This window comes from Pseudomonas moorei (genome assembly GCF_008801475.1).
In the GTDB taxonomy this organism is placed as follows: Bacteria; Pseudomonadota; Gammaproteobacteria; order Pseudomonadales; family Pseudomonadaceae; genus Aquipseudomonas; species Aquipseudomonas moorei.
This window is the reverse complement of record NZ_VZPP01000007.1, coordinates 129,579-144,611: the sequence shown is the minus strand read 5'-3', so window position 1 is coordinate 144,611 and position 15,033 is coordinate 129,579. Positions and strand designations below refer to the sequence as shown.

Annotated in this window: 16 protein-coding genes and 1 pseudogene; 3 read left to right on the top strand and 14 right to left on the bottom strand. The window is 60.8% G+C overall.

The window, feature by feature from the left end; all coding sequences use genetic code 11:
• The first annotated feature begins 62 nt into the window (after positions 1-62).
• Both pcaH and pcaG read left to right on the top strand, forming a co-directional pair.
• Complete coding sequence (pcaH, locus tag F7R06_RS15170; protein ID WP_090319976.1) at positions 63-782, top strand: protocatechuate 3,4-dioxygenase subunit beta; 720 nt, start codon at positions 63-65, stop codon at positions 780-782.
• A 12-nt stretch (positions 783-794) separates the two neighbouring features.
• The gene (gene pcaG, locus F7R06_RS15165; protein ID WP_090319973.1) at positions 795-1,397 is read left to right on the top strand and encodes a protocatechuate 3,4-dioxygenase subunit alpha; all 603 of its coding nucleotides are present in this window, start codon (positions 795-797) and stop codon (positions 1,395-1,397) included.
• Positions 1,398-1,408: 11 nt separating this feature from the next.
• Here the strand turns inward: pcaG and F7R06_RS15160 are convergent.
• Positions 1,409-2,233, bottom strand: a pseudogene (locus F7R06_RS15160) (MFS transporter); the annotation flags it as partial.
• A 13-nt stretch (positions 2,234-2,246) separates the two neighbouring features.
• On the bottom strand, positions 2,247-2,993 hold the full coding sequence (locus tag F7R06_RS15155; RefSeq protein ID WP_090319969.1) for a tetratricopeptide repeat protein: 747 nt from the start codon (positions 2,991-2,993) through the stop codon (positions 2,247-2,249).
• A 907-nt stretch (positions 2,994-3,900) separates the two neighbouring features.
• On the opposite strand from F7R06_RS15155, the gene F7R06_RS15145 reads away from it, so the two are divergent.
• Entirely contained in the window at positions 3,901-4,191 is a 291-nt protein-coding gene (locus F7R06_RS15145) for a hypothetical protein (protein WP_047530334.1), read from the top strand.
• A 15-nt stretch (positions 4,192-4,206) separates the two neighbouring features.
• On the opposite strand, the gene F7R06_RS15140 is transcribed toward F7R06_RS15145, so the two are convergent.
• From F7R06_RS15140 to F7R06_RS15085, 12 genes are all read right to left on the bottom strand, one after another.
• Positions 4,207-4,917, bottom strand: coding sequence for a GntR family transcriptional regulator (locus tag F7R06_RS15140; RefSeq protein WP_090319966.1), 711 nt, complete (start codon positions 4,915-4,917; stop codon positions 4,207-4,209).
• A 71-nt stretch (positions 4,918-4,988) separates the two neighbouring features.
• The gene (locus tag F7R06_RS15135; protein ID WP_090319963.1) at positions 4,989-6,011 is read right to left on the bottom strand and encodes a proline racemase family protein; all 1,023 of its coding nucleotides are present in this window, start codon (positions 6,009-6,011) and stop codon (positions 4,989-4,991) included.
• A gap of 11 nt (positions 6,012-6,022) precedes the next feature.
• The gene (locus tag F7R06_RS15130; protein ID WP_090319960.1) at positions 6,023-7,504 is read right to left on the bottom strand and encodes an aldehyde dehydrogenase family protein; all 1,482 of its coding nucleotides are present in this window, start codon (positions 7,502-7,504) and stop codon (positions 6,023-6,025) included.
• Entirely contained in the window at positions 7,501-8,799 is a 1,299-nt protein-coding gene (locus F7R06_RS15125; protein WP_090319957.1) for an NAD(P)/FAD-dependent oxidoreductase, read from the bottom strand. Before F7R06_RS15125 ends, F7R06_RS15130 begins: the two co-directional genes overlap by 4 nt.
• Positions 8,796-9,839: a 4-hydroxyproline epimerase gene (locus tag F7R06_RS15120; protein WP_090319954.1), complete on the bottom strand. Its 1,044-nt coding sequence runs from the start codon at positions 9,837-9,839 to the stop codon at positions 8,796-8,798. Before F7R06_RS15120 ends, F7R06_RS15125 begins: the two co-directional genes overlap by 4 nt.
• A gap of 58 nt (positions 9,840-9,897) precedes the next feature.
• Positions 9,898-10,779 (bottom strand): dihydrodipicolinate synthase family protein, encoded by an 882-nt coding sequence (locus F7R06_RS15115; RefSeq protein ID WP_090319951.1) that lies wholly within the window; start codon positions 10,777-10,779, stop codon positions 9,898-9,900.
• Between the two features lie 37 nt (positions 10,780-10,816).
• Positions 10,817-11,482: an amino acid ABC transporter permease gene (locus tag F7R06_RS15110; RefSeq protein WP_090319948.1), complete on the bottom strand. Its 666-nt coding sequence runs from the start codon at positions 11,480-11,482 to the stop codon at positions 10,817-10,819.
• Positions 11,483-11,492: 10 nt separating this feature from the next.
• A complete protein-coding gene (locus F7R06_RS15105; protein ID WP_090319946.1) occupies positions 11,493-12,164 on the bottom strand; it encodes an amino acid ABC transporter permease in 672 nt (223 codons plus the stop codon).
• 11 nt (positions 12,165-12,175) lie between these two features.
• A complete protein-coding gene (locus tag F7R06_RS15100) occupies positions 12,176-12,997 on the bottom strand; it encodes an amino acid ABC transporter ATP-binding protein (protein WP_047530349.1) in 822 nt (273 codons plus the stop codon).
• 52 nt (positions 12,998-13,049) lie between these two features.
• Complete coding sequence (locus F7R06_RS15095; protein ID WP_090319943.1) at positions 13,050-13,892, bottom strand: transporter substrate-binding domain-containing protein; 843 nt, start codon at positions 13,890-13,892, stop codon at positions 13,050-13,052.
• A gap of 439 nt (positions 13,893-14,331) precedes the next feature.
• On the bottom strand, positions 14,332-14,493 hold the full coding sequence (locus tag F7R06_RS15090; protein WP_090319941.1) for a DUF2986 domain-containing protein: 162 nt from the start codon (positions 14,491-14,493) through the stop codon (positions 14,332-14,334).
• A gap of 107 nt (positions 14,494-14,600) precedes the next feature.
• Positions 14,601-15,023, bottom strand: coding sequence for an SgcJ/EcaC family oxidoreductase (locus tag F7R06_RS15085; RefSeq protein WP_090319939.1), 423 nt, complete (start codon positions 15,021-15,023; stop codon positions 14,601-14,603).
• Positions 15,024-15,033 lie beyond the last annotated feature (10 nt).

Here is a 15,033-nt window from a genome sequence, read left to right as displayed (position 1 = left end):
GTCACGTGTCGCTGCCAACGCAGTGCCCGCCTCCGTCCAACCATAACAACAGGAAAAACGACATGTCTGATGCGCACGACAGCCGCTTCGTCATTCGTGACCGTAACTGGCATCCAAAAGCCCTGACCCCCGACTACAAGACGTCGATCCTGCGCTCCCCGCGCCAGGCACTGGTGAGCATTCCCCAATCCCTGTCCGAAACCAGCGGCCCGGACTTTTCCCACCTGAAGATGGGTCAGCACGATAACGATCTGCTGTTGAACTTCAATCACGGTGGCCTGCCGATCGGCGAACGCATCATTGTCGCCGGTCGCGTGTGTGATCAGCACGGCAAGCCGATTCCCCATACCCTGGTGGAGATGTGGCAAGCCAACGCCGGTGGCCGTTACCGGCACAAGAAGGACAGCTATCTGGCCCCGCTCGACCCGAATTTCGGCGGTGTCGGCCGCGCACTGACCGACCGCGATGGCAACTACAGCTTCCGTACCGTCAAGCCCGGTCCCTACCCTTGGCGCAACGGCCCCAACGATTGGCGCCCGGCCCATATCCATGTCTCCATCAGTGGCCCGTCCATTGCGACACGCTTGATTACCCAGCTGTATTTCGAAGGTGATCCGCTGATCCCCATGTGCCCGATCGTCAAGTCGATCTCGAACCAGGAAGCGGTGCAAAGCCTGATCGCCAGACTGGATATGAGCATGGCCAATCCGATGGATTGCCTGGCTTATCGTTTTGACATCGTCCTGCGCGGCCAGCGCAAGACCCACTTCGAAAACTGCTGAGGAGGCCTGCGCATGCCCGTTCAACTTCTGCCTGAAACCCCGTCGCAAACGGCCGGCCCCTATGTGCATATCGGCCTGGCACTGGAAGCTGCCGGCAATCCGCCGCGCGAACAGGAAATCTGGAACCAGATGGCCAAGCCTGGCGCGCCTGGTGAGCACATTGTGTTGCTGGGCCACGTGTATGACGGCAACGGCCACTTGATTCGCGACGCGTTTCTGGAGTTCTGGCAAGCCAATCACGATGGCGTCTACGACAGCGGCTACGACCTGGAAAAACCGTTCAACTGTTTTGGCCGCACCGCCACGACTGATGTCGGTGAATGGACGATCAACACCGTGAAGCCGGGCGTGGTGAAAAACGCCGCGGGCGTTGCCATGGCCGCGCATGTCAACGTGTCGCTGTTTGCCCGGGGCATCAACATCCACTTGCAGACCCGACTGTATTTCGACGACGAACCCCAGGCGAATGCCGTGGACCCCGTGTTGAATCTGATCGAACAACCCCATCGGCGCGAATCCCTGATTGCCCGGCGCTGCACGGTTGACGGGAAATTGGCCTACCGGTTCGACATTCACGTTCAAGGTGAAGCGGAAACCGTGTTCTTCGACTTCTGACGTCGCAGGCACTATCGAGACGGCCTCCCCTTTGCCGGGAGGCCATCTGCGCCTGGAGAGGCCCTGCCCTGCCAGGCTCGCTGCAACACGGACTCGCCGGCCTTCGGTGGCAATCGCAGGTTGTCCAGCAAAGCAATCGCCGCAATCACGGCCACGCACAGAAACGTCAGCTGAAAGTCCACCGTCTGCGCCTGTTCGGCATGGCCATGAATGCTCATGGACAGCCGTAGCAGCAACGCCCCCGTTGCCACACCCATCGCCATGCTCAGTTGGAAAAACATGCTGAACAAGGACGATGCATCGCTCATCTGCGCGTTGGGCACATCGGCAAAACCCAAGGTGTTGAACGCGGTGAACTGCATGGATCGTGACAGGCCATCGACGAACAGAATGAACAGCACCAGCGCCCAACTCATGCGCTCATCCAGCAACGCACAGGCCGCTATCGCCAGTACGCCGAGTAAGCCGTTGATCAGCAGTACGGGGCGAAATCCCCATCGTTCCATCACCCGCGTGGTGAACGGTTTCATGGCCAGGTTGCCGGCGAAGACAGCCAATACCAGCACCCCCGAATCCAGCGCGGAAAGACCGAAAGCCAGTTGAAACATCAGCGGCAGCAGAAACGGCAAGGTGCTGATGGCGATCCGAAAAATCGACCCGCCACACAGGCAGGCGCTGAAGGTACGGATGGCCAAAACGTCCAGCGCCAGTAACGGTTGCTCCCTGCGCCGCATATGTCGCCAGGCCAACACCGCGAGCATCAACCCGGCACCACCGAGTGCCAGTGCCTGTACCCCATGGTCCCGACTCTGCCCCAGCATCTCGACGCCAAACAGGGCACTCAGAAATTCAACCGTGCACCAGGTAAGCCCCTGAGGGAACCCGATACCGCAGCTTCTTGCATTTACCGGGTCGGGGCTGATGTCCCGGCGGACGATCGGGAAACCAAATTCGGCATTTGCCCGGGGGCGGCATATGGCCGCGGGGAATCTCAACGTCGGCGTCAGCACGCTCTGGCTCGACATTAGCCATTTGCAATGTTCCAGCCGTCGGTGCATCCGAAAACCGAACCGCCTCTGCACCAGCGACGTTGGCAGCATCGCGCCCCGTGTCAGGAGTGGATTGCTCAATCATCGCCATTTCGGCTTCGCGGCGCCTTTGGACCTCCCCTTCAAGCCCCTTCTGTATGGCGACCTGGTTCTCTTTGGCATTGGGTGGGGGACTTGAAGACTGGGCCCGCTGCGCCGCCTGGATCAATTGGAAGTTGCGGTTGCGCAACTCAATGTTGCGACCAACCCGCATGTTCGAGCGCGCCGCCAGGGTTTCAGCCTGCTGGTACTGCCCCTGCTGAAGGCGTAACACACCGAGGTAATGCAGCGTCGCGGGATTGTTCGGCTGGATATGCAGGGCACGCTCCAGCGTCGCGGCGGCCTGGTCCAGCTGGCCATTTCCATACTGCCGCGAGGCTGTTTCGATCAGGGTGGTTGAGGCGCTGTTGCTCTGCGCGGGCACTCTTCGCTCGGCAGCCACAGAACAAAACGACGCGACGGCGCAGAACACCAGAATGAGGCCCGGCAGAAAACTCTTGGTTGGCATCAGGGGGCGGACTCGACTGAACTCGGACGGCACTGCCGTAAAAAGACCAAAGCGCTGCCGGGCATTTCCGATACAGGGCCGCTATTGACCAGGCCAATACCCTGAAGTTCCTGCTGCAACAGCCGTCGCAACCAGTCCCCTTTTTTAACCCCCCTACAGTTTAAACTGTTGGCTATTTAGCAACGGGTCTCTAGAACTTTTCCCTGTTTATCGGTCTATGTGGATAGGCACATTCGCTCGGTAAGCACGCCCCCTCGCAGGCTTCCCGCGGTCAGATGGCCACGCGTCCCATTGCCAATCAGAGGTTGTCTTCGCTCATGAAATTCCATGTCCCACGGAGGGTGCTCTTCGGCCTGTTCGCGTTCGCGGCAGTGAGCTCGGCATCCGCCACACAAATGAAGTCCTCAACCCCTGTTTTCGCACCTGAAGTTGCCGACGTTCAGGCACCTGTCCAGGCCGCCGACACCCCTTGGCCGACCTTGGCCAGTATGGCCGGCAAGCAGCCGGGGCCATTGCTTGCCCATGACGACCGATACTGGCATGACGGCCGCTGGTACGATCATAGAGACGATTGGCGCCGAGACGAATGGCGCAGAGAGAATTGGCGCAGAGAGCAAGCCCGTCGGGAAGCTGAACGCCGTCGTGATTGGGAGCGCCACGAGGACCGGGCCATGCGGCACCGTTACGAGGAGGATCACCGCTACTATCGTCGCTAGGGCGACGGCACCGAACAATCTGCGTGCAATCCGACCGTCTGCAATAGCTCAAAACTGGCCGATGGTCGTCGCATTTAGCTCGTCGCCGGCGTTTGGCTAAGCTGTATACATCAGGACGAACTCAATCTTGAGTGACAGCGGCTACGAGCGGATCTGGATTGGCGTCAACGCAGTAGCCCCGGGAGACCACTATGTACGCGGTGATAAGAACCTACTTGGGCACTGGAGCAAAGCAGCTTTTCGAGCTTTTGGAAGAGCGCAGCGCCGACGTCGAAGCGACCCTTCGGACAGTGCCTGGCCTCGTCAGTTACACACTGCTCAATACCGGTGATGGCGGTACCGCGGTGACCGTTTGCACGGACAAGGCCAGCACCGATGCAAGCCTGAAAGTCGCGCGTGACTGGATTCAGAAAAACGCCTCGAATATCCGGGCGAACCCGCCGATCGTGACGGAAGGGCCGGTCATTGTGCAGATCAAATAGCCCTTCCCGTTGATCTCACCCCACCGACATCTTCTCGGTCAGGTTCTGTTGCAGGTACGCCAGGAAGCGTCGTCGGAACAGCATCGTATGTTCGTGCGCGGCCTTCTCTGCTTCGTCAGGATCACGCGCCTCTATGGCGTCGACGATTTCATCGTGGTCGCGGCCGAGAGAGGTTGAGCTGGTGGCCGTACTGACGATGTAGTCGAAGTGCAGGTGCAGCAGGCGCTGACCTTCGCCCAACAGCTTCTCGTAGTAACTGATGAAGTACGGATTCTTTCCGGCCTCGGCAATCGCCATGTGCAATGCCTTGTTGGTTTCAGACATTGCCTGGAAATCCCCGGCACTGACGGCGTCCAGATAGGCCGCGTCGGCGGCACGGATACGCACCAGGTCTTCATCGGTTCGGTGCTGCGCCGCGAGGCGGGTCACCGCGCGCTGGATCAGGTCCAGGGCGGAAATGTAGTTGGGGAATTCTTCGATTTCGAAGGGGGTCACCAACAGCGTGCGGTTCGGCAGGATGGTGACCAGGCCTTCGCTGATCAGACGGGCAAGCGCATCACGCACTGGCGAGCGGGACAGACCGAACTGAGCGGCCAGGGACACTTCGTCCAGCGGCACGCCCGGCTTGAGCTTCAGCGTCAGGATCTGCTTGCGCAATTCTTCGTAGATGTAGCGACCGCCATGGCGTTTGGCACCACTGGTCGCTTCAGTCGTTTCTTTGCTCATAGGGTCATGCTCTCGACAATGCAGGCCAGTCATCCGGCCAGCCCGCCACTTTAACATTTGCCAGGGGAGAGTTAGAAACCCTCACCCCAGGTATCACTCAGCATAAAACCGGCCGCCAACGGGTCGTCCGGATCGACGCCGATCTGGTGCAGCCCATAGATCCAAGCCCGCCCGGTGACTCTGGGCAACACCGCCGGTTTTCCGCCCACGTTCGTCAGCCCCAGCAGCTCGACCTGAAATTCGCCGCCAATGGTCGAACGCGAGGTGAGTGTATCCCCCACTTCGACCAGGTTGCGGGCGCTCAGGGTCGCCAGGTTCGCCGAACTGCCCGTGCCGCAGGGCGAGCGGTCGACCCGCCCCGGCGGCAGCGTGGTACAGGTCTGGTAGGTATGCGAGTCCACGCGATGGCGGAACATCACATAAGCCACGTCGTCGAGTGCCTTGAACAACGGGTGGCGCACCTTGACCTGCCGATTGATCAGGCCTTTGAGACGCACGCCTTGAGTAGCCAGTTCACGGGCGTTCTCGGGGGCAATCGTGAGGCCGATCTGGTCAACGTCCACCAGCGCGTAATAGACACCACCGAAGGCAATGTCGGCCTTGATCACACCAAAATCCGCGGTCTCGATCGGCACATCCAGTTGCTCGACAAAGGACGGCACCATGTCCAGCGAAACGCTCTGACACCGCCCGTCCGCGCAGCGGGCACGGGCGGTCACCAGGCCCGCCGGGGTGTCCAGCACCACCGTGGTCACGGGCTCGACCATCTCCAGCATCCCCAACTCCAGCAAGGCGGTGACCACACAAATACAGTTGCTGCCGGACATGGGGTGAGCCTTGTCCGCCTGCAGCACGATGAACCCGGCCTGGGCTTCGGGCCGGGTCGGCGGCAACAGCAGGTTCACCGACATCTGCAGGCAACCGCGCGGCTCCAGCATCACCAGGCGCCGCAGGCTGTCGTCGACGTCGTTGATGTAGTTCATCTTGTCGAGCAGGGTCTTGCCGGGGATATCGATGACTCCGCCGGTGATGACCTTGCCAATCTCGCCTTCACAATGCACATCAGCCATTTGCAGCGTCTTTTTCCAGCGCATGTCCGGGTCCTTTACTTGATGTACCAGCCCCAGGGCTGCTCGCTGTCGTAGCGGGTGATCTGCTTGGTTTCCAGGTAATTGTTCAAGCCCCACTCACCCAGCTCACGCCCGATACCGCTTTGCTTGTAGCCGCCCCAAGGGGCCTCGGTGAAGGTCGGTTGGGAGCAATTGACCCAGACGATGCCCGCGCGCAGCCGGCGGGCGACGCGTTCGGCACGGGCACTGTCCCGGGACATCACGGCAGCCGCGAGGCCGAAGCGCGAGTCGTTGGCGCTGCGCACGGCATCGGCTTCGTCATCGAAAGGTCGTACACACACCACCGGGCCGAAGATTTCTTCTTTCCAGATCCAGCTGTCCTGCGGCACGTCGGCAAAAATCGCCGGTGTCAGGAAGTAGCCTTTCTCGCAATGGGCCGGACGCGTACCGCCGGTGAGCAGCGTCGCGCCCTCCTCCCGGCCACGGGCGATGGCCGCCAGGACCTTGTCGTACTGGCCACGACTGACCAACGGGCCAAGCAGCACACCGTCATCCATACCGTTGCCGATGCTCACGCGCCGGGTCTGCTCCACCAGACGCTTGAGCAGTGGTTCGTAAAGTTCGCGCTGGACCAGCACCCTTGAAGTCGCCGAACACACCTGCCCCTGGTTCCAGAAAATGCCGAACATGATCCATTCGACTGCGGCTTCGATATCGCTGTCGTCGAAGATGATGAACGGCGACTTGCCCCCCAGTTCCAGGCTGATGTTTTTGATGTCGCGGGCGGCGGCCTGCATGATCCGCGTTCCGGTTGGCACGCTGCCGGTAAAGGCCAGCTTGTCGATACCGGGATGCTCGCTCAGGGGGGCGCCGGCATCCGGGCCGAGGCCGGTGACCACGTTGAGTACACCGGCAGGCAAGCCGGCCTGATGGGCGATGTCCGCCAGAACCAGGGCGGTCAGCGGCGTGAGTTCCGACGGCTTGAGCACCATGCAGCAGCCAGCGGCCAGTGCCGGTGCAACTTTCCAGGCGGCCATCAGCATCGGGAAGTTCCAGGGAATGATCGCCCCGGCAACGCCCACCGGCTCCTTGCGTGCAATGGAAGTGAAGCGCTCATCGGCCAGCGCAATGTGCTGCTCACGACGACCGTCCAGGCCTTCGGCCAGATCAGCATAAAAGTCAAAGCAGCCCGCGGTATCGGCAATGTCCCACTGGGCTTCGGGCAACGGCTTGCCGTTGTCGCGCACCTCAAGCCCGGCCAGTTCGTCCTGGCGCTGGCGGATGCCGTTGGCGATGGCCCGCAGAATCGTCGCGCGCTCGGCCCCGGTCATTTGTGGCCAGGGACCGTCATCAAATGCCCGGCGTGCGGCGCTGACGGCCAGGTCGATGTCTTCTGCGGTGGCCGCCGCGACTTGAGTGATCACCGACTCATCGCTCGGATCAATCGTGTCAAAGGTGCCGCCATTTTTGGGGCGAACCCACTGGCCGTCGATATAGAGCTGGTCAAAGGATTTCATGCATGGCCTCCAACAAGGGCAAAGCGCTGGGCGCTGAAAGGGGTCAGGTCCTGGGCCGGCTTTCGCCCGACAACCAGGTCAGTGATGAGTCGTCCCGTGGTTGCACCCAGCGTCAGGCCGAGCTGGCCGTGGCCGAACGCCAGGAACACGTTCGACAGCCGGCTGCTGCGATCAATGACCGGCTTGGTGTCGGGCAGAAACGGGCGATAGCCGACACCGTACTCGACCTTGTCCAGTTGCAACCGGGGAAGAATTTTTCGGGCTTTCTCGAGAATGATGTCGGCGCGCTTGAAATTCGGCTCGGCGTTCGGGCCGGCGAATTCGATGGTGCCGCCAATCTGCAAACCACGGGACATCGGGCTGAAGCAGAACCCGCCATCGGCATAAATCACCGAATGGCGAATCTCCACGCCGGGGGTGGGCAACAACACCTGATAGCCGGCGATGCCGGCCAGCGGCACCTGCGCACCGATCTGCTCGAAAAACTGTCGCGAGCCCGTGCCAGCGGCGATCACCACCTGATCGGCCGCATAGCGCTGGCCATCGGCGAGGGTGACGCCACTGGCTCGGTCAGCCACTTCATCGATGCGCTTGACCTGGCCACGCACGCGGACGCCGCCCTGATCGAGAAAGCTCTGTGTCAATGCGGCAATAAAGCCTTTGGTATCGCTGACCGCGCGCCAGTCTGAAAACAGCAGGCCATGGCTGAACCTGCCGGCCAACGACGGCTCGAGATCGGAGATGGCCGCCGCGTCCAGCACTTCGGATTTGAAACCCAGTGCCTGGCGCAACGCCAGATGCTCACGCTCATGTTCCAGGCCTGCCGGTGTATCGAACACTTCGATGATCGGCCGTTGCCCCATCAGGGTCTTGTCCGGGCATGCCGCCAGCAAAGGCGCATAGTCCTCGTAGACCTGATGCGTCAGGGTCGCCATGTCTTCGGCGATCTCGACAATCTTCGAATGCCGGGCACAGGCCAGAAAGCGCAGGAACCACGGCAAGATACCGGGCAAGGCGCCGGGCCTGAGCGCCAGCGGTCCCTTCTGGTCGAGCAGCCAGCCGGGGATTTTTTTCAGGATGCCGGGCTTGGACAGCGGAATCACTTCGCTGACCGCCATTTGCCCGCAACTCCATTTGGCGGTGCTGTCGCCCGCCGCAGCCGGGTCGATCAGCGTCACGGCATAGCCTTCGCGTTGCAGGTAAAGGGCACAACAGACGCCGACGATGCCACCGCCGACCACCACAGCTTTCTCTGCGGGAAAGGGTGCTTGTGCAACGGGCTGTGCAGGTGTCATAGGGAAGTCCCTTGAGCAGAGGCTGGAGCGGCATAATCTTCCAGACTGAAGCCGTCCCACCAGGGTTGGGTGTCGTCGACAATAAACTCGGCACGCCCGGTGATCCATGCCCTTCCTTCAATGCTGGGGCGAATCGCGGCAGTGCCGTCTTCCAATTGCAGGGCCCGGGCCACGCGGCCGACGAAAAAACTGCCGATCAGGCTTTCATGACGATAGGCACCCTCTTCAGCCAGCCAGCCACGGGCAAAACGCTGGGCGACCCGGGCCGAACTGCCGGTGCCGCAGGGCGAACGATCGATCAGGCTCGCCCCGGCAATCACCACGGCCCGGCCCTGGGATTGTGCGGACAACGGCGCGCCGGTCCACATGCAGTGCTTGACGCCCCTGATGGCCGGGTTTTCCGGATGAACCACGTCAATTGTCCGGTTGACCAGATCCTGCATCTCCCTGCCCCATTCCAGCAGTTGCTGCGGGCTGAAATGCTCGCAGCCCGGAAAGTTGGGTTGCACCTCGATAATCGGGTAGAAGTTACCGCCATAGGCAATGTCGACCTTCAGCAACCCCAGGGGCGGGAAGTCGAGAAGCAGATCACGGTGCAGCAAGAACGATGGAACGTTGGTGAAACGCACCGCGCTGACCTTGTCGCCGTCGCGTACATAAGTCGCATGGATCTGCCCCGCCGGCACATCCACCACCACCGTGCCCGGGACTTTCGGCTCGATCAGACCGGCCTCCAGGGCAAAGGTAATCGAGCCCAGCGTGGCGTGACCGCACATGGGCAAACAGCCGGACGTCTCGATGAACAACAGGCTGAAGTCGCTGTCGGCACGCAGCGGCGGGTAGAAAATCGTGCCCGACATGTGCGAGTGACCGCGCGGTTCAAGCATCAGGCTACGGCGAATCCAGTCGAAATCGGCCATGAAGTGTTCCCGTCGCTCGCTCATGGTCCTGCCTTTGAGGGCCGGCGCTCCGGCGATCACCATGCGTACGGGCATGCCTTCGGTATGGCCTTCGATACTGTTGAAAACGTGTCGGGTCATCTCATTCACTCCGTCGTGCCGCATCGGCCGGACGTGGCGACCGATGCGGCCAGTGCCATTAACCCTGGGCCACTTCGAAAGCCTTGCGGAAACTGGCCTTCTCGTCGCTGGTCAGTGGTTGCAGCGGCATGCGCGCGGCGCCGGCATCGAAACCTGCCAGCTCACAGCCGTACTTGACCTTCTGGATGAACTTGCCCGACTCCATGTCCGCCAGTACCGGGAACAGCGAGCGGACGATGTCTTGGGCGCCGGTCAGGTCGCCACTCGTATATTTGTTGTAAAAATCACAGACCTGCTGCGTCAGGCAGTTGGCCGGGCCACAGATCCAGCTGCTGGCGCCCCACAGGAAGAAGTCCAGCGCCTGGTCGTCGGAACCGCACGACAGTTGATAGTTGTCTTTGTAGGTGTTGCCGATCTCAATCGCACGCAGCAGGTTTCCGCTGCTTTCCTTGATCGCGATCACACGGTCGTTGTCCTTGAAAGCGTCCAGCACGGTAAAGCCGACTTCGACGTTGGTCCGCACCGGGTAGTTGTACAGCACCACATTGATGTCCGGTGCAGCGTCGAGAATCGCCTGGTAGTGACCGATCAGCTCGTCCTGGGACGGCAGTGCGTAGTAAGGCGGCGCGATCAGCAGGTTGGTGTAGCCGGCGTCGCGGGTCTGCTTCACCTGCTCGATCACCTCGCGGGTGCAGGCGCCGTTGGCACCGGCGATCAACACCCCACGGTCCCCCACCACTTCGCGCACGGTGGCCAGAATCTGCCGCCGCTCCTGATTGGTCAGTGCGTAGTACTCACCGGTGGAACCCAGCGGCACGAAACCGGTGACGCCCGCCTTGAGTTGAAACTCGATGATGTTGCCCAGCATGTCGTAATTGACGTTGCCAGCCTTGTCGAACGGTGTGACCAGAGCAGGCAGGATGCCTTTGAGTTGAGTCATTGCAGACACTCCACGGATTTGAGTACGAGGGTTGGGGTTAGTACGCATAACGACGCAGCATCCGCGTCTCGACCACGCCGACCAGCCGGGTCAACGGGAACGCTACGAGGAAATAGATGACCGCCACCGCCGAGAGGAACTCGACCGGCCGGGCCGTGCTGTTGGAGATGTTCTGGCCGACGAACATCAGGTCGGCGATGCCCACCGAGGAAATCAGCGCACTTTCCTTGAACAGTGAAACCACGTTGGAAAGCAGCGGCGGAATGCCTCGCAGCAAAGCCTGGGGGAACACCACGAAAACCGTTTTATTCCACGAGGCCAGGCCCAGTGCGACGCAGGCGTCATGCTGTTCGCCGGGTATCGACTTGAGTGCGCCCCGGAAGGTCTCGCTGGTGATCGCGGTCATGTACAGGGTCAGTGCCAGCAACACCGACACGTAGGGCGCGATGTCGATCCCGAACACCACCGGAAAACAGAAAAACACCCAGAACAGCTGGATCAGCAGTGGCGTGCCGCGGAACAACTCCACATACAGGCCGGCCGGAACACTCAACCAGCGACGGCGCGAGGCCCGCAACAGGCTCAGCAGAAACCCGCACAGGCTGCCCATGATTGCGCACCCGACGGTGAACACCAGGGTCAACGCGAGCCCTTGCAGCAAGGCCTGCCAATACGAAAACACCACAGTGAAATCAAGATTCATGACGACCTCCTCAGCGCGCGAGCGCGGTGTCCTGACGGCGTTCCAGCCATTGCACGAACTGAGCGATGGGCAACGACAGCGCGAAGTAGATGAGCGCGATCAGCGAATAGGTTTCCAGCGGGCGGTAGGCTTCGGTGGCGATGCTTTTGCCGACGTACATCAGGTCGCCCACCGCGACGATCGCCACCAGTGCACTTTGCTGAAGAATCGAGATGCCATTGGTCATCAACACCGGAATGGCGGTGCGCAGCGCCTGCGGGAGAATCACGTAGAGCGTGCGTTGCCAGGGGCGCAGGCCCAGGGCCACGCTGGCATCGAGGTGTTCATGGGGCACCGCCTGCACGCCGGCCCGATAGGCTTCGGCGTTGAATGCGGTGAGGTTCAGCCCCAGGGCGAGCACGCCCATGGTGATTGGGTCGATGAACACGTTGAACAGCATCGGCACGCAATAGAAAAACCAGACGATCTGCAACAGAACCGGCGTGCAACGGAAGAACTCGATGAACATCTGCGCCGGCCAGCGCAGGAAAAACCAGCGACTCAAGGTCAGCAGACACAGGCCGAAACCGAGCACCAGGCCGACGATGTTCGACACCAGCGCCAGTTGCAGGGTGACTTTGAGCCCGTCCCACAGCAGGCCGACATTGCCCTGGAGAAAGTTGAAATCGAATTGATAATTCATGATCAGGCTCCTCAATCCAGGTGCAGCACTTTTTCCAGGAACTCGCGGGTGCGCGGTTCCCTGGGCTGAGTGAACAACTGGTCGGGATGGCCTTGCTCGACCACCTTGCCGTTGGCGCAAAACACCACGCGGGTGGCGATATGGCGGGCGAAGTGCATGTCGTGGGTGACGATGATCATCGCCATCTTCTGTTCGGCCAGTTGCAGCATGACGTTCTGCACTTCGATGACCATTTCGGGGTCAAGCGCCGAGGTGACTTCGTCGAACAGCATCAGCTTGGGTTCCAGCATCAGCGCCCGGGCGATCGCTACGCGCTGCTTCTGGCCGCCGGACAACTGGCTGGGATAGACGTTGAGCTTGCTTTCCAGGCCGAGCCGCGCCAGCAACGCCCGGGCCTTTTCGGTGGCCTGGGTCCGGGACAGGCCATGCACCTTCATCGGCGCCAGAATCAGATTGCCCAACACCGACAGGTGCGGAAACAAGGTGTAGTGCTGGAACACCATGCCCACCTGGGTTTGCAGCGAGCAGTCCATCGGCTTGCCTTTGCCCCGGGCATTGCCGTCGATGTAAGGCTTGCCCTGAAAGCGGATGGTCCCGCCTTGAATGCTTTCAAGCCCCATCATGACGCGCAGCAAAGAGCTTTTGCCGCTGCCGCTTGGACCAATGATCACCAGGCGATCGTCGGCCCGCATATCCAGGTCCAGGTGATCCATGACCACCAGGTTTTCGCCGTAGGACTTGTAGACATCGCGCAGCTGGATGAACTCGCTGCTCTTCGTTTCGCAGGCGTGCAGAGGCCGTGACGGCACCGCCGCCAGATTGGAAGCTTTCATCGGACGTTCTCCGGGAACGCGCAGCCCGCTGCGCGCTCGCCATCGGCGGGATTTACTGAGGGGTTTTGTCAGCGTTGGCCAGTTGCGAAGCCTTGTCGACCAAGGCGTCGATTTCACCGGTCTCGCGGCGCTGGGCCAGGTAGATGTTCAGCGTCTGCAAATCGGCAGCGCTCACATCCCGGCGCACACCAAACGCCACGCCTTGTTTGGCCAGTGCCGGTTTGGGCAGCACTTCCTTGGTCCAGCCAGGGTTGGCCACGGCGAAGAGGTGGTTAGTGTCGCTGGCATCGACCAGCACGTCGGCACGCTTGGACATCACCGCCATGCGCACTTCATCCATCCCCGGCAGGCGCATGATCTTGCCCTGCTTGATCACCGCCGAAATGGCCTTGTCCTGAGCGGTGCCGGACATCACGGCAAAGGTCACATCAGGTTTGTCGAAGTCGCCGATGGTGTTGCCGGCACTGGCCAGCTTCGGGTTGTCCTTGTTGATCAGCAGCGAGACCTGATAGTCCGTGGCCGGCACTGAAAAACTCACCGCCAGTGCGCGCTCAGGCGTCTGGTTGAGCGCCATGGCCATGTCCCACTTGCCCCCTTGCAACCCCGCCACGAGGTTGTCCCAGTTGGTGTCGACGAACTCGACTTTGACCTTCAGCACCCTCTCGCCAAAGTCACGGCACAGGTCCACGAAGTAGCCGCTGTATTCGCCGGAACGCGCATCGCGCATCACGTAAGGCGCGGCAACCGCGGCCCCGCAGCGCAGGACACCGGCTTTCTGTATGTCTTTCCACAGTGAAACGTCAGCCGCCTGGGCCGGGACCTGGGTGAGCAGCGCGCCGATAGCGGATGCACAAACGAGCATGTTGCGGATGGTGCGAGGAAGGAACCGAGCCATTTTGACCTCTCCGATATTTCGTTCTTGTAGGCAGGAAGGTACAAATCTACATCGATGTGCGCCACTATGTGTGCAGCGCTGTATGCAGATTAGAATCGAACGAATTGAGCTGTCAACACGAGACGGAAAAAATTATCGGGAAGGTGCCAGCGCAGCCGTTGGTGGCTGTTGGCGCACAGGTTGGAGAAAGTGATCGGAAATGGGCGAAGCGGTGGGCACAGAGAGGAGCAGGTCAAAGACCTGCAAGGCACAACCCGTTGATTGGCCGATCTGCAGGCACCGTTACGGCTAATGCCTGCTCAGTTGCGGAAACGCGAGCCGGAACCGCAAAGCAGTTTCGGCGTGAATGAATGGTCAGGCCGCGTCCTCGCGGCACTTGCCATTGAACTGCATAGCCCGATCAAACCCGGAATTTCCGGTGGGCCTCAAGCGATAGGGATCAGCTTTCAGAGGAAGTGCTTGAGTCGACACTGGCTTCGGCAGCCAGCTTCAAGCGGTCGGCTTTACTGATGTATTTGTTCTTTTTTACCGGTGCCAGTTTGGCGCTCGCCTTTTTGGCCTTGGCCTTGAATAACTGCTTTAGTTTCTTTTGACGATTCATGATTTCTACTCGGTTTACAGTTGCCGAATGATATCAGCTAAAGACCCTCAGCCAGCTCGCTGTGTAACCCACCAACACAGGCGCCCAACCGGGAGCCCCCCGCTACGCTAATCACGCAGGATTGCCTCACCGGTCCGCGGGTTGGTGAGGGTCACGTTCTCAAGCGCTCTGATGCGCCAGGTTTCGCCCTGCTTCGTCAGCACCGCAAGAATCAACGTATCGACCAAATGTGGTCCGGCCGGATGGGCGGCGCCAGCGGCCAGGCGACTCCAGAAATGTACGACGGCCACCCCGTCGGCGATCGGCGTGACATCGATCAGTTCGTTCTGGAGCGTAGAGTCGCGATAGATCGTTTCGTGAATGGGAACGTGCAGCGCCACAATCGCCTCAATGCTCCGCACATAGTGTCCGAAACGATTGACGAACGTCGCGTCTGGATCAAACAGGCTGCCGAGAGCAACCATGTCGTGGCCGTTCCAGGCCGCCTGGAAGGCACCGGGTAGATCTTCTGGTTTTGTCATCTTGGTCATGGGGTTGGGC